26 protein-coding genes and 1 tRNA gene are annotated in these 21,558 nt (G+C 56.0%); 22 read left to right on the top strand and 5 right to left on the bottom strand.

Going from position 1 to position 21,558, the window contains the following annotated elements; all coding sequences use genetic code 11:
- From AB1500_10250 to AB1500_10270, 5 genes are all read left to right on the top strand, one after another.
- Nucleotides 1–220 (top strand): CopG family transcriptional regulator (locus tag AB1500_10250; protein ID MEW6183537.1); only part of this gene is annotated, 220 nt, incomplete at its 5' end.
- A complete protein-coding gene (locus AB1500_10255) occupies nucleotides 207–464 on the top strand; it encodes a type II toxin-antitoxin system RelE/ParE family toxin (protein MEW6183538.1) in 258 nt (85 codons plus the stop codon). The genes AB1500_10250 and AB1500_10255, both read left to right, overlap by 14 nt.
- Nucleotides 465–629: 165 nt before the next feature.
- Nucleotides 630–854: a DUF1801 domain-containing protein gene (locus AB1500_10260; GenBank protein ID MEW6183539.1), complete on the top strand. Its 225-nt coding sequence runs from the start codon at nucleotides 630–632 to the stop codon at nucleotides 852–854.
- Between the two features lie 586 nt (nucleotides 855–1,440).
- Entirely contained in the window at nucleotides 1,441–1,653 is a 213-nt protein-coding gene (locus AB1500_10265) for a type II toxin-antitoxin system VapB family antitoxin (GenBank protein MEW6183540.1), read from the top strand.
- Nucleotides 1,640–2,005 carry a type II toxin-antitoxin system VapC family toxin gene (locus AB1500_10270; protein MEW6183541.1) on the top strand — a complete coding sequence of 122 codons (366 nt, stop codon included), beginning with the start codon at nucleotides 1,640–1,642 and terminating at the stop codon, nucleotides 2,003–2,005. The genes AB1500_10265 and AB1500_10270 overlap by 14 nt, the downstream gene beginning before the upstream one ends.
- A 102-nt stretch (nucleotides 2,006–2,107) precedes the next feature.
- Here AB1500_10270 and AB1500_10275 read toward each other — a convergent pair whose 3' ends face one another.
- Nucleotides 2,108–2,239, bottom strand: a complete 132-nt coding sequence (locus AB1500_10275) for a hypothetical protein (GenBank protein ID MEW6183542.1) — start codon at nucleotides 2,237–2,239, stop codon at nucleotides 2,108–2,110.
- Nucleotides 2,240–2,433: 194 nt separating this feature from the next.
- Here AB1500_10275 and spoIIM point away from each other — a divergent pair, with 194 nt between their 5' ends.
- From spoIIM to AB1500_10310, 7 genes are all read left to right on the top strand, one after another.
- Nucleotides 2,434–3,102, top strand: a complete 669-nt coding sequence (gene spoIIM, locus AB1500_10280; GenBank protein ID MEW6183543.1) for a stage II sporulation protein M — start codon at nucleotides 2,434–2,436, stop codon at nucleotides 3,100–3,102.
- A 13-nt stretch (nucleotides 3,103–3,115) separates the two neighbouring features.
- Nucleotides 3,116–3,391, top strand: coding sequence for a hypothetical protein (locus tag AB1500_10285; GenBank protein ID MEW6183544.1), 276 nt, complete (start codon nucleotides 3,116–3,118; stop codon nucleotides 3,389–3,391).
- Between the two features lie 145 nt (nucleotides 3,392–3,536).
- Nucleotides 3,537–4,427, top strand: coding sequence for a site-specific tyrosine recombinase XerD (xerD, locus tag AB1500_10290; protein ID MEW6183545.1), 891 nt, complete (start codon nucleotides 3,537–3,539; stop codon nucleotides 4,425–4,427).
- Nucleotides 4,428–4,434: 7 nt separating this feature from the next.
- The gene (locus tag AB1500_10295; GenBank protein MEW6183546.1) at nucleotides 4,435–5,613 is read left to right on the top strand and encodes a phosphopentomutase; all 1,179 of its coding nucleotides are present in this window, start codon (nucleotides 4,435–4,437) and stop codon (nucleotides 5,611–5,613) included.
- Nucleotides 5,614–5,925: 312 nt separating this feature from the next.
- Nucleotides 5,926–7,236 carry a thymidine phosphorylase gene (locus AB1500_10300; GenBank protein MEW6183547.1) on the top strand — a complete coding sequence of 437 codons (1,311 nt, stop codon included), beginning with the start codon at nucleotides 5,926–5,928 and terminating at the stop codon, nucleotides 7,234–7,236.
- On the top strand, nucleotides 7,237–7,437 hold the full coding sequence (locus tag AB1500_10305) for a hypothetical protein (protein MEW6183548.1): 201 nt from the start codon (nucleotides 7,237–7,239) through the stop codon (nucleotides 7,435–7,437). It abuts the gene before it with no gap.
- 349 nt (nucleotides 7,438–7,786) lie between these two features.
- Entirely contained in the window at nucleotides 7,787–8,506 is a 720-nt protein-coding gene (locus AB1500_10310) for an HIRAN domain-containing protein (protein ID MEW6183549.1), read from the top strand.
- Nucleotides 8,507–8,698: 192 nt separating this feature from the next.
- On the opposite strand, the gene AB1500_10315 is transcribed toward AB1500_10310, so the two are convergent.
- Nucleotides 8,699–9,622 (bottom strand): cation diffusion facilitator family transporter, encoded by a 924-nt coding sequence (locus AB1500_10315; protein ID MEW6183550.1) that lies wholly within the window; start codon nucleotides 9,620–9,622, stop codon nucleotides 8,699–8,701.
- A 168-nt stretch (nucleotides 9,623–9,790) separates the two neighbouring features.
- Between AB1500_10315 and AB1500_10320 the strand changes: the two genes are divergently transcribed.
- Nucleotides 9,791–10,120, top strand: a complete 330-nt coding sequence (locus AB1500_10320) for a heavy metal-binding domain-containing protein (GenBank protein MEW6183551.1) — start codon at nucleotides 9,791–9,793, stop codon at nucleotides 10,118–10,120.
- 121 nt (nucleotides 10,121–10,241) lie between these two features.
- Here AB1500_10320 and AB1500_10325 read toward each other — a convergent pair whose 3' ends face one another.
- Together AB1500_10325 and AB1500_10330 are read right to left on the bottom strand one after the other, a co-directional pair.
- Nucleotides 10,242–10,937 carry a hypothetical protein gene (locus tag AB1500_10325; protein ID MEW6183552.1) on the bottom strand — a complete coding sequence of 232 codons (696 nt, stop codon included), beginning with the start codon at nucleotides 10,935–10,937 and terminating at the stop codon, nucleotides 10,242–10,244.
- A gap of 206 nt (nucleotides 10,938–11,143) precedes the next feature.
- Entirely contained in the window at nucleotides 11,144–12,190 is a 1,047-nt protein-coding gene (locus AB1500_10330; GenBank protein MEW6183553.1) for a hypothetical protein, read from the bottom strand.
- A gap of 489 nt (nucleotides 12,191–12,679) precedes the next feature.
- Between AB1500_10330 and AB1500_10335 the strand changes: the two genes are divergently transcribed.
- The 4 genes from AB1500_10335 (at nucleotide 12,680) to AB1500_10350 (ending at nucleotide 15,656) form a co-directional block, all read left to right on the top strand.
- A complete protein-coding gene (locus AB1500_10335) occupies nucleotides 12,680–13,852 on the top strand; it encodes an aminotransferase class I/II-fold pyridoxal phosphate-dependent enzyme (GenBank protein ID MEW6183554.1) in 1,173 nt (390 codons plus the stop codon).
- A 167-nt stretch (nucleotides 13,853–14,019) separates the two neighbouring features.
- Nucleotides 14,020–14,781 carry a DUF2087 domain-containing protein gene (locus AB1500_10340; GenBank protein ID MEW6183555.1) on the top strand — a complete coding sequence of 254 codons (762 nt, stop codon included), beginning with the start codon at nucleotides 14,020–14,022 and terminating at the stop codon, nucleotides 14,779–14,781.
- Between the two features lie 49 nt (nucleotides 14,782–14,830).
- Nucleotides 14,831–15,190, top strand: coding sequence for a GIY-YIG nuclease family protein (locus tag AB1500_10345; GenBank protein ID MEW6183556.1), 360 nt, complete (start codon nucleotides 14,831–14,833; stop codon nucleotides 15,188–15,190).
- Between the two features lie 34 nt (nucleotides 15,191–15,224).
- Nucleotides 15,225–15,656: a DUF3795 domain-containing protein gene (locus tag AB1500_10350; GenBank protein ID MEW6183557.1), complete on the top strand. Its 432-nt coding sequence runs from the start codon at nucleotides 15,225–15,227 to the stop codon at nucleotides 15,654–15,656.
- Between the two features lie 117 nt (nucleotides 15,657–15,773).
- Here the strand turns inward: AB1500_10350 and AB1500_10355 are convergent.
- Nucleotides 15,774–15,848: transfer RNA gene (locus AB1500_10355), tRNA-Val, on the bottom strand.
- A gap of 212 nt (nucleotides 15,849–16,060) precedes the next feature.
- Between AB1500_10355 and AB1500_10360 the strand changes: the two genes are divergently transcribed.
- The 5 genes from AB1500_10360 to alr all read left to right on the top strand — a co-directional run bounded on the left by AB1500_10360 (nucleotide 16,061) and on the right by alr (nucleotide 21,327).
- Nucleotides 16,061–17,386, top strand: coding sequence for a histidine kinase (locus AB1500_10360; protein MEW6183558.1), 1,326 nt, complete (start codon nucleotides 16,061–16,063; stop codon nucleotides 17,384–17,386).
- Nucleotides 17,376–18,128 carry a LytTR family DNA-binding domain-containing protein gene (locus AB1500_10365; GenBank protein ID MEW6183559.1) on the top strand — a complete coding sequence of 251 codons (753 nt, stop codon included), beginning with the start codon at nucleotides 17,376–17,378 and terminating at the stop codon, nucleotides 18,126–18,128. The genes AB1500_10360 and AB1500_10365 overlap by 11 nt, the downstream gene beginning before the upstream one ends.
- A 139-nt stretch (nucleotides 18,129–18,267) precedes the next feature.
- The gene (gene acpS / locus AB1500_10370; protein ID MEW6183560.1) at nucleotides 18,268–18,648 is read left to right on the top strand and encodes a holo-ACP synthase; all 381 of its coding nucleotides are present in this window, start codon (nucleotides 18,268–18,270) and stop codon (nucleotides 18,646–18,648) included.
- A gap of 13 nt (nucleotides 18,649–18,661) precedes the next feature.
- Nucleotides 18,662–20,212 carry an NAD(P)H-hydrate dehydratase gene (locus AB1500_10375; protein ID MEW6183561.1) on the top strand — a complete coding sequence of 517 codons (1,551 nt, stop codon included), beginning with the start codon at nucleotides 18,662–18,664 and terminating at the stop codon, nucleotides 20,210–20,212.
- The gene (gene alr / locus AB1500_10380) at nucleotides 20,209–21,327 is read left to right on the top strand and encodes an alanine racemase (GenBank protein MEW6183562.1); all 1,119 of its coding nucleotides are present in this window, start codon (nucleotides 20,209–20,211) and stop codon (nucleotides 21,325–21,327) included. Before AB1500_10375 ends, alr begins: the two co-directional genes overlap by 4 nt.
- The last annotated feature ends 231 nt before the right edge of the window (nucleotides 21,328–21,558 follow it).

Consider the following 21,558-nt stretch of genomic DNA (forward strand, 5'->3'; position numbering starts at 1 on the left):
CAAGAGGGCGACCATCTACTTTGACCCCGATTTGCATAAAGCGCTGCGGCTTAAAGCCGTAGAGACCAACCAATCCTTATCCGAACTTGTAAACGAAGCCGTCAGAGAGGCGCTCGCCGAGGATGCCGAAGATCTGGCTGCATTTGACGAAAGAGCGGAAGAGCCGGCGATTCCCTACGATGAAATGGTCACGAGGCTCAGAAAAGATGGCCGCATATAGCGTCTTTTTCAAGGAATCCGTTCAGAAGGATCTCGATGGCATCCCGAAAAAGGATCTAAGAAAAATCCTAACCCGCATCAAATCGCTCGCGGCGGACCCGCGGCCACCCGGGTGCGAAAAGCTAACGGGTCAGGACCGCTACCGACTGAGGCAAGGGCGATACCGCCTTGTATACTCAGTCCAAGACGAAAAGCGCTCAGTCACCGTGGTGAAAGTTGGGCACAGAAAAGACATCTATCGCTGAAAGCGAACAAGCAGTTGCACTGGATCGGCCCAAAAAGACGGGCCGCCCAGTGAACCGCGGCGTTAGCTGGACAAGTCTCGCCATGACGAACTCTTGAAGAGTAACTGCACCGGAGTATCATTCAGACGAATGTGCCACCCATCTTATCACTGTAAGGAAAAAAACATGCCTCGAAACCCCGTCGTGGATGAATTCATGGCAAGTCTCAACCACCCCTATAAAGCAGAGATGGAGCGGCTCCGTGAAATCATCTTGGGCGTTAACAGCAAAATCGAAGAAGCCATCAAGTGGAAGTGCCCCACCTTTATGTATCACGGGAACATCGCTTCAATTGTGGTGCGAACCAAGAGCCATGTGCAACTGATGTTTCACACCGGAGCGACTCCATGATGACACGGGCCTCTTGGAAGGCGACGGCCAACACGTGCGCTTTGCTCGCTTTCAGACGATAGCCGAGGTCAAGCAGAAACGCAAAGCCCTCGAGGCCGTGGTCAGGAAGTGGGTCAAGCTGAAATCTACATCGGTTTGACTTGACAGTTGGTCCACCCGACACGCGGTTGCAGCCGACCGGCTACCGCGCTGCGTTCTAAGTGATCTGGTGCTTGCTCGCATCTCTTGGAGGTACACTTGCCATCAGTCGTGCCCGGCCAACAATGTAGCGGTGAGGGTGTCGCCACTTGGCTGCCGTGTAGCCGGGCGCAACACGCCAGCGGCTGACCCGCAGGTCGTTTATGCGCTGATAGTAGCGTCACGCTCGAAGTGGTGATCAAATGAAGACCTATGTTGCGCTTTTCCGAGACATCAACGTTGGCGGGAAGAATACTGATTTCAGTCGTTCAGCGGCTTCCTATTCCACCACAACCAAAAACTTGATGACCGTTAGAAGGAGTTAATATGGTATCTCAAATCACTACTTTGCACTTGACATCTATGCATCAATTATGCATACTAATATGTATAAATGAGGTGATGGACTATGCGGACAACCTTAAATATAGAAGACAAGTTAATCGACAAGGCATCAAAACTAACCGGCATTAAGGAAAAAACACTCTTAGTAAAGCTTGGGCTGGAAGCCTTAATTGCACGAGAAAGCAGTAAAAGGCTTGCCAAGTTGGGCGGAACAGAAAAGAACCTGAAAATGACACCTCGCAGAAGGACGGCAGCGCAACAAAATGATCCTCGTTGATACCTCGGTGTGGGTGTCTCACCTGCGGGAGGGGAATCTTGACCTTGAAAAGTTATTGAATGATGGAGAAGTTTTAAGCCATTCCTTCATCATTGGTGAACTTGCCTGTGGGAATCTCAAGAATAGATCTGAAATCCTATCACTTCTTCGAGCACTACCTTTGGTGATCCAAGCAGAGCATGAAGAGGTTTTACAGTGCATCGAAAACAATCGACTGATGAGAAAGGGATTAGGATATATAGATATCCACCTAATTGCGTCGGCACAATTGTCGGGCGCAGCGATATGGACACTTGACAAAAAACTGGCTGAAGTTTCTGCAAAACTTGGTTTAGGTTTAATTAAGAAATAATCAGACAACAAAACTTTTTAGCAGACGACTCAAGCCGCCGCCGAATTCGGCAGTTATGCAGATCGAGAGGGAGGCGCCGCCATAACAGCTGACAGCTTGACCTTAATGAATTTGGCCGCTGAGGTACTCCTTTAAAGTCGCCGTGCCGTTTCCGCAAACCTTGCTGATATGGTTGAAAACCTGCCAAGCGGAACCGTAAACGTATATGCTTCGTGATGTGATGATTATCTGCATCGGTTCACCCCCCTTAATGCCGCACTTCTGAACGGCTTGTTCCACCTGATTCTAAAACGTTTAAAGGATTTTACGCGGGATACCCGGCCTTTATGCCCTGCGGCATATCGGGTTTCGGGTCGGCATACAATTTCGCAGGGACGATTGCGCCTGAAACTGACCTGGATTCGGACAGGCTGCGGGAGGGGTGTTCTTTGCGGCGTCCGTATTTTGTTCTCAAACGCCCCACCTACGCTTTCGGTGACCTGATGCGTGTTTTCCTGGTTTCTTCCTTAAGGCGTTGTTGGTTTCTATATATCCTGGCTCTAGTGATTTTTGCCGCGGGGTTTTCGTGGGGGGTACAAAGCGCTTTCCATCTTGACGGGAAAGAAGCCGCCGGACTGGAGGATTACGCAATCCGTCTGGTACAGTCCAACGCCGCGCACGACAGGAGCCCGGTTTTCCGCCAGGCTGCCGTGAGAAACGTGGTTCCCGTCATGGTTATCTACGTCGCGGGCCTTACCATGATTGCGGTACCGGTAGTGGCCGGCGTCTTGTTCCTGCGGGGCTACGCGCTCGGGTTTACGTCGGGTCTGCTTGTGCGTCAGAAAGGGGTCTACGGTCTGGGGCTGGTCCTCGCCGAGGTTTTCCCGCAAAACGTATTGATGCTGGTTGTACTTCTTATCGCCTCGGTTGCCTCCTTTTCATTTTTCTTGCTGCTCCTGCGGCGTTGGTTCGACCGGGAAACCGCTGTGTTCCCGTGGTTTCTGCGTTATACGGCGATGATGGCACTGATGGCGGCTATGGCCCTGGGAGCGGGGCTGGTTGAAGCATACCTCGTGCCCGGCATAGCGCAGGTTATCTTGCCTGCAATAGAGGAATGAGGGGGTTTGAAGAATGATTTTCGTGCTTCTTACGCGGTGGCAGCTGCTGAAGATGGTTAGGTTCCTTTTTCTGCTGGTACTCCTGGCCGCCTTGATCCTGGGTGTCTACGGCGTGGTGCGGACGGCGGAAGTGATGGCCAACCGCTCGCGCGAATCGCCCGGGCCGGAGAAGGCCGCCGCCGGTCAGACCCTGGACCGCGAACAGGCACCGGGGGCCCGTGACGAAAATGTTTTCGATATACTGATTGATAAACTGAGGGATTATCACAACGGCGAACTGCAGCCGTAAGCTGTTTTTGTTTTTTTATCCTTCCTCGAAACTGGAAGGAGTTTTTGTTTTTCAAGCGAAAATTAATAAGTTACAAAGAAGTCGCTTGGGATTATCGGGGATTTACCGCCAATATGACATGAGTTGAAGCAGGGAGAGGGCAAAACTGGTACTTGAAGACTGGCTTCAGGAGTTTTCAGATTTTTTGCAGGTAGAGAGGGGACTGGCGCAAAACACGGTTTGGGCTTACCGTTCCGATATCACGCATTTTATGGGTTTTGTTAAGGAACGCAAATTTAAGGTACCCGGCGGCTTGCGTGACGCTGTTCTGACTTACCTTCTTGAACTCCAGCGCGGCGGTTTGAGCGCGGCAACGGTTGCGCGGCGGTTGGCCGCGCTGAAAGCCTTTTTCGGCTATTTGATCCGGGTGGAACGCCTCAACGAGGATCCGACGACGGAACTTAATTCCCCCAAGTTGATTCAACGTCTGCCGCGGGTTTTAACCACCGATGAGGTGGAGAAGATACTGGTAGTTCCTCGCGCCAACACGCCTACGGGACTGAGGGACCGGGCGATGCTGGAGCTTGCTTACGCCACCGGCGTTCGGGTGTCGGAACTGGTGGGCCTCAACGTGGAAAACGTTAATTTTGAGTCCGGATACGTGCGTGTTTTCGGCAAGGGGGCGCGGGAGAGGGTTGTTCCGGTCGGCCGGATAGCCCGGCGCTGCCTGCTTGAATACCTCGAACGGGGAAGACCGGTTTTGTGTGACGGCCACGCCCGGGATGCGCTTTTTGTAAACCGCCGGGGCGAACGGCTGACAAGACAAGCTTTCTGGAAACTGCTGAAGGGATACGCCAAAGTCAGCGGGGTTTTTAAGAAACTGTCGCCGCATACCTTGCGGCATTCATTCGCCACCCACCTTCTCGAAAACGGCGCCGATTTGCGGGTGGTGCAGGAGCTTCTTGGTCACGCCGACATCAGCACCACCCAGATTTATACGCACCTGACCGGAAAACGCTTACGGGAAGTGTACGACCATTCTCACCCGCGGGCTTAACGGGAACATGGTAACAACAACCGTCACAAAAGTAATAATCGTAGTCCTGGACGGTGTGGGAGTCGGCGCATTGCCCGACGCGGCACGTTACGGGGACGAAGGCAGCGACACCCTGGGGCATTTGGCTGAAGCTGCGGGCGGGCTGGATCTTCCGAACCTAAAGCGGCTCGGTTTGGGGAATATCAGTGCTATAAAAGGGGTAGCGCCGGCGGAGACACCGGCGGCGGCCTGGGCCAGGATGGCGGAGCGTTCTCCCGGGAAGGACACCACCACAGGCCATTGGGAACTGACCGGAGTAATCCTTGACCGTCCTTTCCCCGTATACCCGCAAGGTTTTCCCCAGGAGATAATCCAAGCCTTTGAAAAACAGACCGGGCGGCAGGTGCTGGGTAATAAAGCAGCCTCGGGTACGGCGATCATCGAAGAACTCGGCGCCGAACATGTGAACTCCGCCCGTCCGATTGTTTACACATCCGCGGACAGCGTCTTCCAGATCGCGGCGCACGAAGGGGTGATTCCCGTTGATGAACTCTACCGCATATGCCGCATTGCACGGGATATTCTTACCGGTGAGCATGCGGTAGCCCGGGTGATCGCCCGGCCTTTTACCGGTGTTCCGGGAGGCTTCCGGCGGACAGAACGGCGTCACGACTTTTCCCTGCCGCCCCCGAAACCCACAGTCCTGGACTTGATGACCGATAATGGTTACACCGTAACCGGGGTGGGGAAGATTAAAGACATTTTTACCGGCAGAGGAATAAGCAGAAGCATTCCTGCAGGGAATAATACGGAAAACATGCGCCGGACCATTGCGGCTTTGCGCAATATGAGAAAAGGGCTGCTTTTTACGAACCTGGTTGATTTTGATATGCTTTACGGACATCGGAACGACCCGGCCGGTTTTGCCGAGGCGCTTAAGGAGTTCGATAACGCCCTGCCGGAGATGCTTGGGGCGGTTCCTGAAGACGGAGCGCTTTTTATCACGGCGGACCACGGGTGCGACCCCACGACCCCGAGCACCGACCACTCACGGGAGTACGTGCCGCTTATGGTGTGGGGACCGCGTTTGGCGGGCGGGGTATCTCTCGGTATCCGCTCGACCTTTGCCGATGTCGGAGCGACGATAGCGGCGCTGATCGGTTTCGAATGGCCGGTCGGGGAGAGTTTTGCGGCGAAGCTGTTGTAAAGTTCCATACGTTTTTATAAACTTGGTTCGCGGTTGCCGGAGACCATTATTTATATCGAGAGAAAGAATTTATTATCTGAAATCAGGATAAATCTCCCACAAAAGTTTCTTTGAAAGTTCTCCACCTGGTTTCCGATACGGTCTACCAGTACAGCACAGAGGAGTTCGCTATGCAACCGGGGGCCGCTCATCAGAAGTGATGAAAACAGAAGTAATTCAGGCGGCTTCTATCGCAGCAAAACTCTCTTTGGTTCCTTAAACTTTGAACCGTGAACTTAGAACTTTGAACTATTTTCAAGGGGGTAGGCGAAGTTGGAAGCCGGCAGGATTATCAGAAAGAAGCGCGACGGGGAACGTCTTACGGCGCGGGAAATCAGCTGGTTCATTCAGAAATACGTTTCGGGTGAGATACCTGATTATCAGGCTGCGGCCTGGCTCATGGCCGTATACATCAGGGGTTTTAACTCGGCGGAAACGGTCGCGCTTACCGAGGCGCTCCTCCGTTCCGGGGAACGGCTGGACCTGTCCGGAATATCCGGGATTAAGGTGGATAAGCACTCCACCGGCGGGGTAGGCGACAAGACGACGCTGGTGCTGGCGCCGCTCGTGGCCGCTGCCGGGGCGAAGATGGCCAAGATGTCCGGCAGAGGCCTCGGACATACCGGTGGGACCGTAGACAAGCTGGAATCCATCCCGGGTTTCAATACGGCGCTCGAACCCGAGGCCTTCATCGCCCAGGTCAACCGGGTGGGAGTGGCCGTGGTCGCGCAGACGGAGGCGATCGTTCCCGGGGACCGGAAGCTGTATGCCTTGCGGGATGTTACCGCCACCGTAGACAATATACCTTTGATTGCGGCGAGTGTTATGTCAAAGAAACTGGCCTGCGGCGCCGATGCGATTGTCCTCGACGTTAAGACCGGAAGCGGCGCCTTTATCGAGGACGCGGAGGCGGCATGGGAACTGGCGAGGCTGATGGTTTCAATCGGCCAGCGGGCCGGGCGGCGAGTGGCGGCGCTGATCACGAATATGGACCAGCCCCTCGGATACGCCATCGGCAACGCGATCGAGGTGGCCGAAGCCATAGCAACCCTGGGTGGTCAGGGACCGCTTGACCTGACCGAACTGTGTCTTGGGCTCGGAAGCCGGATGCTGGTTTTGGGCGGCCTGGCTTCCAATCTGGAAGAGGCGCGGTCGAGGCTTCAGGAAATGCTCTGGGACGGCAGCGCGTTTGCCAAATTCAAGGAGTGGGTGCAGGCGCAGGGCGGCAACCCGCGGGTGGCGGATGACCCGGGGATTCTGCCGCAGGCCCCGCAGAAGATACCGGTTCTCAGCCCCAGGGCGGGGTATGTGGTTCAAATCAACGCCCAACCGGTGGGCGAGGCCGCACGGCTTCTAGGCGCCGGCCGGTCACGTAAAGACGAGGCCGTCGACCCGGCGGTCGGAGTGCTGCTGGCGGCGAAGGTCGGCACACAGGTGGAAACCGGCGAGCCCCTGGCGTATCTCCTGGCGGGGAATAAAGGGGTGGAGAAGGCAAAGGAACTGGTGGCCAACGCGTATACCATCGCGACCGGACCTCCGGCGCCCCGGCCTATGGTACATGCCGTGATTTACGAGGGAAAATAAATGAGGGATAAATGGCAGGCTCTTAGAATCGTCACGGGAGTTCTGTTTTTACTGACTGCCGTTATGATCGAAGTATATGTGCCGCACTGGCAGTATAAGAGAATCACGGAAGGCCTGCTGGTCTTCCTCGGTATATTCTACATTGTTTCTTCGTATATCCTTAAACTGCTCTTCAGGAAGTTCCAGGGCGGTAAGAATTAAGTCTGAATTGTCGGTCTCTGTTGGCGCGCTTCAAACAGCAGCGGTTAAGCTCTTAAGGATACGGGCTCTTTCGGCACGGTCCGGACCTGAATCGTGTTCCACCTTCCGGTAATCATTCCACATTTACCTTGCAGCCAGCCGGTTGATTTTCACAACCTGAAAGCGGGGTTTCAGGACGCAAAACCGTAATATTACGCGCCTCCTGTTGGGTTTCCGCGCCCATTTCTGTAAAATGCGGTTATAAACGTCATCTATAGAGGAGGGTATTAATAATTTCTGCGGCCGTCGTTGATGGATAAAAAAACCTTGCTCTGCCAAAAGATTTAACAACGAAAAGAAGGCGGTTAGGTTGGAACTTCTAAAAGACGTTTCCCGGCTGGGCTATATCGAGGATTGGAACGGAAGCGCAGATGATTTCTTTTACATTATCCGGGGCATCCGGCATCTTCAGGCTGGGGCCATCTGGGCCGGAATATATCAAATGCAGCGCATCAGCCGGTGGCACCTTACGGCGACCAAGCTGCTGGCGAAATACGTGCCGGAAGAAATTCTTTTGAATACGGCCGCCGAGCTTTACCACAGCAATCTCAACCGGGACAAGCGTCTGCTGCTGATCCTCGGGTCTGTCCTGGGACCGGCGGCTTTGACGTTAGAGGACTACTTCGTTAAAGCCACACATTTCATCACCCGGACGGTCGGCCTGCGCCATAACTTCAGATTTGATCAATTGGCAAGGCTCGAACCGGGGGTCCGGGTTACCCTTGAACGTGACCCCGATGAGCCTAATGACCCCAATGCCATTATGGTGCTGGCTCCCTGGGGCCGCCGTCTGGGATACCTTCATGCTCCGCTCTCAGCCGCCATCGCCGCCCGTTGCGATCGGGGGGAGGTCTTCGGGGCAAGGGTCGCGGCGGTTCTGAATGCGGCTTATGACGCCGGTGAGCGGCTGCATGTTGAGATCTGGAAGGAAAACTGTCCGGATGCACGTATATTGCCCGGCTTTGAAAAGCAGCAGGTTTCCGGGACGGAGCGGCATAATCATAAGCTTTCGTTGGTCCGGAGGGCTTAAGGACGGTGGAATGTGAGGTCGCGGCAGACCTTTGCCGGTCCTGTGCCGTCACCCGGGGGATTCTTCGTTGATGAATGATTAAGAATAGCGGGCGCGGCTTACAGCGTTCGGTTCAGGTAATGCCCGGCCTGATTGCGATAAAAGCCGCGCCCCATTAAGTTTTGCACGGTTCCGCAAGGGATAAGCCGCGTGCTAGTTTACCGGCAGCGGCTTCAGCTTACGTAGTGATTCCGCCTCTACAAAAATGCGGCAGACTTCCGGCACCGCATTCCGGATGCTCTTTTCCACCTTGTCGATAACACGCTCCAACTCGTCGGTGGAAAGGCCCTCCTTGAATTTAACGTGAAGGTTTACAAGGATTTGTTCCGGGCCGACGTGCATTGTAAGAACCTCAAGAAGTGCGACGACCTCGGGCACCTCCTCGACAGCGGCAATGATTAAATTGCGGTCATGAGAAGACGCGCTCTGGCCGATAAGAAAACCCATGGTGTTCCGGGCAAGATAAAACGCGACGGTCGCCAGTACCAGGCCGATGAAAACCGAGGCGAGAGCGTCAAAAACGGAATTATTCATGATGTGGCTTAAGAAGATTCCCAGGGCGGCAAGGACGATGCCGAGCATGGCGGCGGTATCTTCAAAGAATACGATTAAAAGGGTGGGATCTTTCGTCTGCCGCAGGTTGCTGAAAAGGGAGCCTTTCCGGAGGCTTTTTAATTCTCGTATGGCGGTGCGGAGGGAGTAGCTTTCAAACAGGACGGAAAGTCCCAGCACAATATAATTCACGAGCGGATCTTCAAGGCGGTGCGGGTGCAAAACTCCTTCCACACCTTTATATATCGACAAAACAGCGCCGACGAAGAACATGGTTACGGCGACCAAAAAAGCCCAGAAGTATCTTTCCTTTCCGTACCCGAAAGGGTGCTCGGTGTCCGGCGGGCGTGTGCTGCGGCTGATGCCCACCAGAAGCAGCACCTGATTGCCTACGTCGGCCAGTGAGTGCAGGAATTCGGCAAGCATTGAGGAACTATGGGTTATAAGCGCCGCGGTCAGCTTGGCGGTTGCGATCAGGAAGTTTCCGATCAGCGCGGCCATTACGGCCGCGTTTTTTGTGGCCATTTAGAGAACACCCCTTTAAATTATCCCAAGACTAAATAATATCATAAGAATTCCGGCTCGTTGTAATAATTCTTCGAAGAGACCGTTTAGCGTCGGCCGCGTGCATTTTCGATTCCGTTTGGTGTATACTGGTTCTTAATTATCTTACTGCTGACGGGAGGTAGTAACATGCTGGTGTCGACTACGCCGAATATCGAAGGGAAGAAAATAGTCAAGTATCTCGGCCTGGTAAGCGGCGAGGCGATCATGGGGGCCAATATATTTAAGGACCTTTTTGCCGGTTTACGGGATATTGTCGGGGGAAGATCCGGGACATACGAACAGGAGTTGCGGAAGGCCAAAACCCTTGCTCTTGACGAAATGGTCGATCAGGCGGGAAAACTTGGCGCAAACGCCGTGGTGGGGGTGGACCTGGACTATGAGACCATCGGCACCGGTGCGGGCGGAAACATGCTGATGGTCAGCGCGAGCGGCACCGCCGTGCTTTTCGAGGAGTAACGGAACCGTTACAGCCGGGTGTGGGTCTCGTTGAATTAAGGAATAAAAAAACAGGGCGGCGGTCCTTACGGACCGGCCGCCCTGTTTACCCGCTGCACACCGATTAAAATCCTATTTGCGTCTACCACGTGGTCCCGCCGCCGCCGTAGGCGATGTAAAGCTCGGCCTTGTTACTCCAGACGCCGGTTGCGTCTTTGACCATAATCTTGTAGGTGTTGGGTAGAGACATGTTTCCACCCCAGTACTGCACGGGCGGCAGTACGACCAGGACCTGGTTGTCCGACCAGGACAGGATCTTGCCGAAGTCGCGAAATCCGGTTATAGTGCGGGAAGCGCCGTTTGCCGTGTTGATGATTTTCACGACCCCCATCGTGTTACCGAAGTGAACCCCGTTGATGTATACCGGGTAAGTCGGCCGGTATTCGCCCTGGCTGCCGAGACCGGTTATCCAGGGATAAACACCGGTCATGAACCTGCAGACCGGCCCGACCGTTACGAACCCCGTGCCGTCCTTGGCCTTCACATACCAGGTATGCTCCTTCTCAGGTTCCAGGGCATGCAGCCCCGTCAGTTTGAAAGAGGTCCCCGTGGTGGCGCCGGCTCTGACGTTGTCCACAAAAACCACATATTTTACTGCATCGCCGTCGGGGTCGCCGCCAGTCCAACTGAATGTCGGCAGCATCTCCACTCCCGTCGCTCCGTTAGCCGGCGAGAGACATACGGGAGCATAAGGAGCGCCGGCGAAGGCGGGGGCCGCGAGCAGGCCGGTAACTATTACCGCCAAGGCCAGGATCAGTAGTGGTTTCAGTTTCGTCATACTGTTGCCTCCTTTGCTGGAATAGTGCTTTCTATATTATAGAATACAACGAAACTTCTATTTTTCGGCCGGACCATGGACCTATTTCTTATAGGAAATTCGTCCGATTAGGTCAACGGCACGACCTTCGCGGCGATGTTCGTACTTCTTCCTAAAAGCTAAAGGAAAGAAGTCTTCTAAAAAACGCCGCCCCGCTCGTAAGGGCGTCATTTCTGGTCGCCGAGGCCGGGGTGGATGTACACCCATACGGGGTTGCTCAGCTTGCCGTTTACCTTCTCGACTTTCAGCTTATAAACACTGTCGAACGGGAACCCTCGGCCGCGGTTGAACGCTTGAGGGCCGGGCAGCTGAACCTGGACCGCGTTTTTCGACCAGGACAAGATTTTACCGTAACGGGAGTCTTCTTCGGTGATCCATATTATCTCGCCGGTCTCCTTACTGACGAACTTCACGCGGCCCATATTGTTGCCGAAGTTTTCACCGGTGATGTCTACGATATCGGAAGGTCCATAGTTATACTCGGAACAAAGCGACGCGTAGTCGGGCTTTTTTGGCCCGAACGGCGTCATGCTGAACCTGCCCGCGGTAATCCAGGGGTAGGTCCCGGTGGTGAACGACCAGACCGGTCCCTGCGTCTTAAGCCCGGTGCCGTCCTTGGCCGTTACGTACCAGCGGTGGGTTGTATTGGGCGCCAGGCCGAGTTTCCACGCCTGTCTCGGGAATATCTGCCACGAAGTCTCTTCCGTTACTTGGACCTTCTGCCAATCGCCCGCGATTTCAAAGAATATCTGATATTTCACCGGATCATCCGGACCGAAATTGCAACCCTTCCATTTGAGCATGGGCGCCATCTTAACCCCGGTGGCCCCGTCGGCCGGCGAAGGGTCGGATGGCGGGTCCGGCTGGTTTGCCGTAGCCGTGGTGAACGACCACGCGGGGGTTTCTTCCGACTTCTTTCCGCTATTCTTGACGGTTACCTTCCAGGTGTGGGTTGTCCCGGGCTGCAGGGCGAGTTTTTTGGTAACGGTCCACGAGTGCTCTCTCGTGGTGGCGACGCAGACGCCGTCAAGATAGACGACGAATTTGGCGCCCGGAGGCCCGCCCCAGCTCAAGGTGGGCATGAGGCGCACCCCTGAAGCCCCATCAGCCGGATCAGGGTTCCAGTCCGATGCAGCGAAGGCGGAAGCGGTCGTAAACAGGCTTAGAGATACAAGCGCCATGGTAAGGACGAGTAGTCTTTTTAATGTCCGCATGTTGTTACCTCCTTTGCACCGTATAAACGTTCTACCTTGAAATACAACCGGATTTCCGTTTTTTCGCCGGGCGGGAGACTCATTTTTTTGTAGGACTATCGGACCAGACGGCTGTGTAATTGCCCGAAGGAACAGATGCCGTTCGTACCGCCCGGGGGCCGTGGGGAGACGTTTTTTCATTACGCCGTCTGCCGCGGGACTTCCATCGGCCCAAAACAGGAAGAGACCGGCGTAAACGGAGGAACAGCGAAGAAAACAGAGAATTAAGGGAGGCAGGCGGCATTTATCGGCCTTTGAGAATCAGTCTGTTCGCGTTAAAGTTTGGATAAGACGCCGGTTCTCAAGAGAGTCTGGCAGCCCAGCACTCAGAAGGCATCTGGTGCTGATAGTACGATACAGCGGCTTTGGTTCTTCGGGTGTCATCTGTTAACAATTGCAAATGTTGGACTGAGTGAGAATGAACATCTATTTTCAGAGGGGAGGGGTTGGATGGAGATTTCCGCTGTCGCCAGCAGTTTCAGGGAGTCCGTGATCCGGGAAATGACCAGGATCTGCAATACGGCCGGCGGCATCAACCTGTCGCAGGGCTTCCCCGATTTTCCCGCGCCTTCGGGGATCAAGGAGGCGGCGGTGAGGGCCATCATGGAAGACATCAACCAGTATTCGGTCACTTTCGGGAGCCCTACGTTAAGGGAGGCCGTCGCCCGGAAGGTCGCGGAATACAACGGCTTCTCCGCGGACCCGCAAACCGAGATTACCGTGACCTGCGGGGCGACGGAAGCGATGATTTCGGCCCTGAAGGCCATAATCAACCCCGGCGACGAGGTGATAATCTTCGAACCCTTTTATGAGAATTACGGCCCGGACTGCATCCTGTGCGGCGCCGAGCCGCGGTTTATAACGCTTCACCCGCCCGACTGGACCTTCGACCCTGACGAACTCAAGGACGCCTTTAACGACAGGACGAAGGCCATCGTAATAAACACCCCGAACAACCCCACCGGAAAAGTCTTTTCCAGGCGTGAACTGGCGGAGATTGCCGGTTTGTGCATGAAGTGGGACTGCATCGCCGTCACCGACGAGATTTACGAACACATCCTCTATGACGGCAACCGGCATGTTTCCATCGCGTCCCTGGACGGGATGAGGGACAGGACCATAACCATCAACTCGGTCTCAAAGACCTATTCCCTCACCGGTTGGCGGGTGGGATGGGCCATTGCCAATCCCGAAATCACCAGGGCCATAAGGACGGTCCATGATTTCCTGACGGTCGGGGCTCCCGCCCCGCTTCAGGAGGGGGCGGCTTACGCGCTGGCCTCGGATGAACAGTACTACCTCGAACTGGGCGAAAGATACAAGGCCGCGCGGGACTTCATGCATGAAGCGCTTGAGGAAACCGGTTTTAAGCCGTACCTTCCGGGAGGGGCTTACTATTTTTTTGTCGGAATATCCGACCTGACGGCGAGGTTCGGTTTAAAGGACGACTTTGATTTCAGCCGCTGGCTTATCGAGAAAACAGGGGTGGCCACCGTTCCCGGAACGTCTTTTTACGCGGGAGATACCAGGGGGATCGACCAGGTGCGGTTCTGTTTCTGCAAAAAGCGGGAGACCCTCGAAAAAGCGGTGGAAGGCTTGCGGCGGCTGCGGCTCGGCCTGTAAAGTATTATAATCGGGTAGGTCAAATATAAACACCAAAGGGGGGTTTTGCCCGCCCTTTTTTCTTTTAACGGAACCCCGTATAAATATGAAAAATATCCTTGCCAAATGGTAGGCATAGTTATAATATATCTATGTATTTAGTAGATGCACTTAGGGAGTGTTTATGAATGACCGATATGTCGGAGCTGTTCTGGCAGGCGTCGCTGCAGGAGATCAAAGAGGGCTATGTCCACCACCAGATGCGCGATGAATTCATCTGCCTCATATGCGGGGAAAGCTTTGCCGGCGGTGTCGTTTATCCTGACGGCGACCGGTTGTATGAGGCGCGGAAATACATTAAAGTCCACATCGCGGAAAGCCATCGCTCGGCTTTTCATTTCATGCTCGACCTGGATAAGAAATTAACGGGCTTGACGGACCATCAGAAAACCATTCTCGAACTCTTCCACGAGGGCCGTAGCGACAGCGAGGTGGCAAAAGCGCTCGGCACAAGCGCGTCGACGGTCCGCAATCATCGATTCAGCCTGAGGGAGAAGCAAAAACAGGCCAGGGTGTTTTCCGCCCTGATGGAACTGCTGGAGGAAAAGGCGCCCCGAAAGCAGGCCTTTATTGAGATCCCCCGCGGTTCCAAAAGCGTGGACGAGCGTTTTGCCATCACCCGCGGGGAGAGCGAAAGGATCTTAAAAACTTATTTCAAGCAGGGGCTGGACGGGCCCCTTGACTCGTTCCCCCTTAAAGAGAAAAAGAGGGTGGCCGTCTTAAGGCACCTCTTAAGGTATTTCGAGGCGGGCAGGAACTATACCGAAAAAGAAGTGAACGCCGTCCTGAAACGGTTTTACAATGACTATGCGGTGCTGCGCCGCTGCCTGATCGACTACGGTTTTATGGACCGGACGCCGGACGGCCGCTCGTACTGGGTCAAACCCTGACCGGGAGCAGCATCGCAAAGATAGCGCTGTATAAAGGAGCTGGACGACGTTGAACAGGAGAAAAGAACTCAAGTCGGCGTACAAACAGACTCCCCTTCCCATGGGAGTGTACCGGATAAAGAACAATGTCAACGGGAAAATATTCGTCGCTGCCGGCATGAACCTGCCGGGAAGCCTCAACAGCAACCGCTTTCAGTTGAACCTGCGGTGCCACCGTAACAAGGCGTTGCAGGAAGACTGGGACCGGCACGGCGCCGGCGCCTTTACCTTCGATGTCGTTGAAACCCTGGAGCCGGAACAAATCCCGGAAAACAACCGGCAAGACGCTGTCGCGGCGCTGGAGGAGAAGTGGCTGCAATCCCTGCAGCCCTATGGCGATAAGGGTTACAACAAGCCGAAAAAGAGCTGATAACGACTTAAATCGAAGCTGGAGGAGGATCATTATGAGCTCCCAAAAAACGATGGGACCGCTGCCGTTCAAATCGACGTTGATCGCTCCGTGCGGTATGAACTGCAGGCTTTGCCGCGCCTATATCAGGGAAAAAAAGGCCTGCCCCGGCTGCTACGGGAATGACGCTCTGAAATCCAAATCCTGTGCGATGTGCCGGATAAAGAACTGCGAGATGATAGCGAAAGATAAAGCCGGGTATTGCTTTAAATGCAAGGAATTTCCCTGTCCCAGGCTGAACCGCCTGGACAAGCGTTACAAAACGAAATACGGCATGAGCATGATCGAAAACCTGGCGTACATTAAGCGTTTCGGCATAAGAAGTTTCGTCGGACACGAAAAGGGAAGATGGGCGTGTCCGGAATGCGGTGAGGTAATATGTGTTCATAAGGAAAACTGCATTTATTGCGGCTGCAAGTGGCGCTGACCATTATTTTGTATATACCGGCTCGGCTGGCGCGAAGCGGCTTGAATTGACGAAACCCACCGGCGAATGGTGGGTTTTTTGGTGCAACTGTCGTCAAATTGTCGTCATTGGAAAACATGGTGGGCGCGGCTGGTTTCGAACCAGCGACCTCTTGAATGTGAGTCAAGCACTCTCCCCCTGAGCTACGCGCCCGTACATTTAATTTTAATACAAACGAAGCCGGAAAGCAAACAGGAATATATGAGCCGGCCTTTCCGGGGGATTGGGCGCCGTCTCAAACACAAAGTCCGAGCCTTTTCGGTGCGAAGGGCCTGAATTCCCTGCCGCGATTACGGTCATTTACGGAAAAAGTTATTTATAGTATATTTTATTTAAAGGCAAGGAGCGAATAAGGGGTTTTCGGCATGCGCTACCTTAAAGCGTTAGCCAGGAATACGGCCGGCAGGATGATGTTCCTGCAGCTTTGCGTGCTGGCCGCCGTTACGGCGGTCTGGCCGCAGTTCTGGAGGGCGGGGCTGATCCTGGCGGGAGCCAACTTAATGACCTGTTTTCTTCTCCACCGCAACGAACTTCGCGGCCGGAGCGTTTTCCGCATGGACAGTCAGGCCATCGATCCTACGCTTAAGATCGCCAACGCCGTGCTGCCGTACATGCGGCGGGGGCTGAACGAAGAAACGGCGCGTAAAACGGCGGAAATCATCCAGCGCATCGGGGATGTGCCCGCGGTGGCCGTCACCGACCGGGAACGGATCCTGGTTTTTCTCGGCCCGGGCTGCGAGCGGCATCCCGCCGGCGGCGGCATCGTAACCCGCGCCACCAAACGGGTGATCAGGACCGGGGAACATAAGGTCGTGGAGAAAAAAGCCGATTTCGAGTGTCCGGTGAAGGACTGCCAGTGTCCCCTCGGGGCGGCGGTGATCGTGCCCTTGAAATGCAAGGGTGAGGTCATGGGAACGGTTAAGCTTTACCGGACGGAGGAAGGTCCGCTCCCGCCGTCGATGGTCAACCTGGCGCTCGGTGTGGCGCAGCTTCTGGGGGTGCAGATGGAACTCGCGGAGCTCCACCTCCAGGCGCAGCTGGTCACCAGCGCTCAGCTGGACGCCCTGCGCGCGCAGATCAACCCGCATTTTCTTTTCAATACGCTTAACACGATTACGATGTTCAGCCGCACCAATCCGGAAACGGCGCGGCGATTGCTTATACGCCTCGCTTCTTTCTTCAGGCACGCGCTCAAGTCGACGGGGCATTTCTCCACGCTCCGGGAGGAACTGGACTGCGTCAACACCTATCTTGTGCTTGAAAAAGCGCGCTTTAACGAAAAATTAAGGGTTGTCCGGAATATAGATAAAAGTTTGCTCGATTACCAGGTGCCGGTGCTGACGCTGCAGCCGCTGGTGGAAAACGCGGTTAAGCACGGGATTATGCCGAAGGTCGGTATGGGAACGGTGCGCGTCACTGTGCGGCGTGAGGGCGACGAAATGGCGGTGGAGATCGCGGATGACGGGATGGGTGTGCCGCCGGAGATTATGCCCAAGATCTTTACGCCGGGGTTCGGTTCGGGGAGCGGCGTCGGTCTTTCGAACGTCAACGAGCGTATGAAAGGTCTTTTCGGCGACGACTACAGGCTCAAGCTGGTGAGCGAGCAGGGCAGGGGAACGGTTGTTCAGTTCAGAATACCTCTTTTGGGGCAGGTTGTTGAAGCGAAAGGAGCAAGCGCCGTTGAAGCTTAAGGCCTTAATAGTCGACGATGAGTATCCCGCAAGGCAGGAGTTGCGGTACGTGCTTTCCAAAATCGACAACGTTGAGGTGGTGGGAGAGGCCACAAACGCTCAGGAAGCTCTGACGCTGATTAAGGCTTTGGACTACTCCATTTTATTCTTGGATATCGCCATGCCGGGCATGAACGGGTTGGAACTGGGCGCCGCCATACAGGAACTGCCCCAGCCGCCCCATGTGATTTATGTGACCGCGTACGATGAGTATGCCGTTAAGGCGTTTGACGTAAACGCCGTTGATTATATCTTGAAACCGATAGACGAAAAACGGCTGCGGAAGGCGATTAACAAGGTTCTGCGTTTAACCCGGGAAGGCGGCGACGGGGGCCCGGGACGCGAGGCCGGCGCGGGCCCGACGATCCGGATCGACCGCCTGCCCGCCGAAAAAAGCGGGAAAACCGTCCTGGTCAACGAGGGCGATATCATATATGTTTTCACCGAAGGGGACGCCGTTTTTCTTAAGACTTTCGGGGAAAGGTACCTGGCGCATTTTACGCTGAAGGAGCTCGAAGCCCGTCTGAACGCGAACATCTTCTTCCGTACGCACCGGTGTTTTATTGTCAACCTGCACAAGGTAAAGGAGATCATCCCGTTCTTTAACGGGACATACTCCCTGGTGGTGGAGGACAAGGAACGGAGTGAGGTGCCGCTGTCCAGGGCCCAGGCGAAAAAACTGAGGCGGATCCTGGGCTTTTAGTAAAACACGGCATTGATGGAAATCCTTTAAAAGAGCACTATTTTCGATGAAATCCTCGGAAAGCGCCGGCTGCGACCGGACGGTATTGCCGTGCCCCTCGAGAGCACTGAATAGTTACTTGCCGCGGGAGGTCGTTTTTTTGTTGTTAGGGATCGGTACGGATATCGTGGAGGTGGACCGTATTCGCAGGGCTCTTGACCGTTGGGGGAGGCGTTTTGAAAGACGTGTTTATACGCCGGCGGAGCGGGCTTACTGCGGTAGAAAGAAAAATGGTTATGACTGCTGGGCGGGCCGGTTCGCCGCGAAGGAAGCCGTCCTGAAAGCGCTGGGTACAGGGCGCGACGGAGCGGGCTTCGCGGATGTGGAGGTCTTGAGCGACAACCTGGGACGTCCTTCGGTTGTTCTAAAGGGGCGGGCGCAGGTCATGGCGCAAAACCGGGGGGTCTCGCGGGTGCTGGTCAGCATCGCTCACGACGCCGGTTCGGCCGTTGCCTTTGCGGTTATGGAGGGGGAGGGTTGAACTCTTGCGTCTCGTGAACGCTCAGGAGATGAAGGATATCGACCGGCGGGCGATGGAGGAGTACGGCATACCGGGTATCATCCTGATGGAAAACGCCGGCCGGAACGTTGCCGAGGCGGTCAGACAGGGTTGGGGGAAAACCGCCGGAAAGAGGGTTGTGGTTCTCTGCGGCAAAGGAAACAACGGCGGCGACGGTCTGGTGGCGGCCCGGTACCTTCTCCAGGCCGGGGCCGCGGTGAAGGTGTTTCTTACCTGCGAGCCCGAGGAGTTCAACGGCGACGCGCGCGTCAACCTTAACATCTGGCAACGGCTTGGGCAGCAGGCCTTTCAGCTCTTGAGCGCAAACGGCCTGCAGCTCCTGAAGCTGGCGCTGATGCAGACCGAAGCGGTGGTGGACGGGCTTTACGGCACCGGTTTCCGCGGCAAGATTTCCGAGCGTATGGGAAAGGTCATAGACGCGGTTAACGCTGCAGGAAGATACGTCGTGTCCGTCGATCTGCCTTCGGGGTTGGAGGCCGATACCGGACGTGTTAACGGCCACTGCATCCGGGCGGGTACCACCGTGACCTTCGGTCTTCCCAAGGTGGGGCTGGTTTTGGAACCGGGGCTGGAGTATGTCGGCAGACTTACCGTGGCCGACATTTCGCTTCCGGCGGCGCTTACCGGAGGTTTCGGTCCCGGACGCTATTTCTTGACCCGTGAGCTGGTCTCTTCCTGGATTCCGGAGCGGCCGTTTAACGGGCACAAAGGGGACTTCGGCCGGGTCGTGGTGGCCGGGGGTTCGCGCGGGATGCTCGGAGCGGCCTGCATGGCCGCTTTTGCCGCGCTTCGGACCGGCGCCGGGCTCGTAACGCTCGGGGTGCCCCACAGCCTTCAGGCTGCCGCGGCGGCCAAGTTGACCGAGGTAATGACGCGGGGACTGCCGGAAACGCCCGAGGGGGCCCTGGGACCGAAAGCGGCCCCGATGATACTTGACCTTCTTAAAGAGGGCACGGTTTGCGCGTTGGGACCCGGGGTATCCCAGAACCCGGGGACGATCGCGGTGGTCAGGGAACTGGTCAAGACCGCGAAGGTCCCGCTGGTTCTTGACGCGGACGGTCTAAACGCCTTTGCCGGGGAAACGGTTCTTCTGACCGAACGGACCGAGCCCCTTATCGTAACCCCGCATCCCGGAGAAATGGCGCGGTTGATGGGCACGGATGTCGCCACGGTGGAAGCCGACCGGCTGGGGATGGCCCAGACGGCGGCGGAGGGCTGGGGCGCCGTTGTTGTCTTGAAAGGCGCCCGCACCGTTGTCGCAAGCCCCGAAGGGTATACCGGTATCAACAGCACCGGCAACCCGGGTATGGCCACGGGCGGAACGGGGGATGTTTTAACAGGGGTTATCGCTGCCCTGCTCGCGCAGGGGATCGATCCCTTCCGGGCGGCTGCGGCCGGAGTTTATCTTCACGGAAGGGCGGGCGATATCGCGGCCGGTGAGATGGGCCGGATGGGTCTGGTCGCCGGCGATTTAATCGCCGCATTGCCGGCTGCGTGCCGGGAAGTGGAGCGGGGAGGCGGATGATGGGGCATCCCGTTTGGGCGGAGGTCAGCGCCGGCGCGCTGACACACAACCTGCTGGAGGTCCGCAGACTGGTCGGCCGGACCGCCGTCATGGCGGTTGTAAAGGCCAACGCGTACGGGCACGGCATGGTCCCGGCGGCAAGGCTGCTGGTCGACGGCGGGGCGGACTGGCTCGGAGTGGCCCGCGGTACGGAGGCGGTGGAACTCCGGCGCGGCGGGCTGGCTGTGCCGGTCCTCGTCCTTGGTTACGTTGACCCCGGCGAGTGCCGGGAGCTTCTGGAGCAGAACGTGCGTATTACCGCTTACGACGCGGGGTCGGCCGCGGATGTGGCCGCAATCGCCCGACAGCATAATAAAACCCTGCGCCTGCACGTTAAAGTCGACACCGGAATGGGGCGGCTGGGTTTTCCGTGTGATGACCCGGGTGTTAAAGTGGTGCTCGGGGTCGCGCGTCTTCCCGGAGTAGAGGTTGAGGGTCTTTTCAGCCATTTCGCCTGCGCCGACGAACCGGACAAGAAGACCACACTCGAGCAGCTGGAACGGTTCCATGATTTTTCGCGTAAACTCGAGATGGCGGGGCTGCCGGTGCGGTACAGGCATACGGCGAACAGCGCGGGCCTGATTCGCTTCCCGGAAGCCCATTTCGATATGGTGCGGCCGGGGTTGATGCTTTACGGACATTTTCCTTCGCCCCAAACCTGTTACGGCCCCGATCTCCGGCCTGCGATGACCTTGAAGGCGCGGGTGGTCCAGGTGAAGAAGGCGCCGAAGGGCTTTCCCGTGAGTTACGGCTGGACGTACAAGACCCGCGGACCGGAGGTCCTGGCCACGGTCGCCGCGGGGTACGGCGACGGTTTCAACAGGCTTTTATCCGGCGCCGGCGAGGTCCTGCTGGGCGGGGTAAGGGTGCCGGTCGCCGGGCGGGTGTGCATGGACCAGATTATTGTACAAGCGACCGCGGTAAAAGACGTGGCGCCGGGCGACGAGGCGGTGCTCTTCGGTCGTCAGGGAGATGCCTTCCTTCCGGTGGAGGAGTTAGCGGTCAGGACAGGCACCATAAGCTACGAGGTCTTGTGCGCCGTAAGCGCGCGGGTAGCGCGGGTTTATGTGGAATGAAAGGTGCGATTCACGGGTCAGGGGGCGGAATGTAGGGGAAAGCAGAAGAAAGTCCCTAGTCGCGAGTTCCGAGTCTTTCATTCTATATTCTATATTCTGACGGCCTTAACCGCTCAGAAGAGGCTATTCTATATTCTGTTTTTAAACCTTGAACTTTGAATGTTGAGCTTGAACTTTGAACTTTTGAAGTCGGAGGGTAATTGACTTGTTAACGGGCGAAAGGCGGCGCGA

Source organism: Bacillota bacterium (assembly GCA_040755295.1).
Classification (GTDB): Bacteria; Bacillota; Desulfotomaculia; order Desulfotomaculales; family Ammonificaceae; genus SURF-55.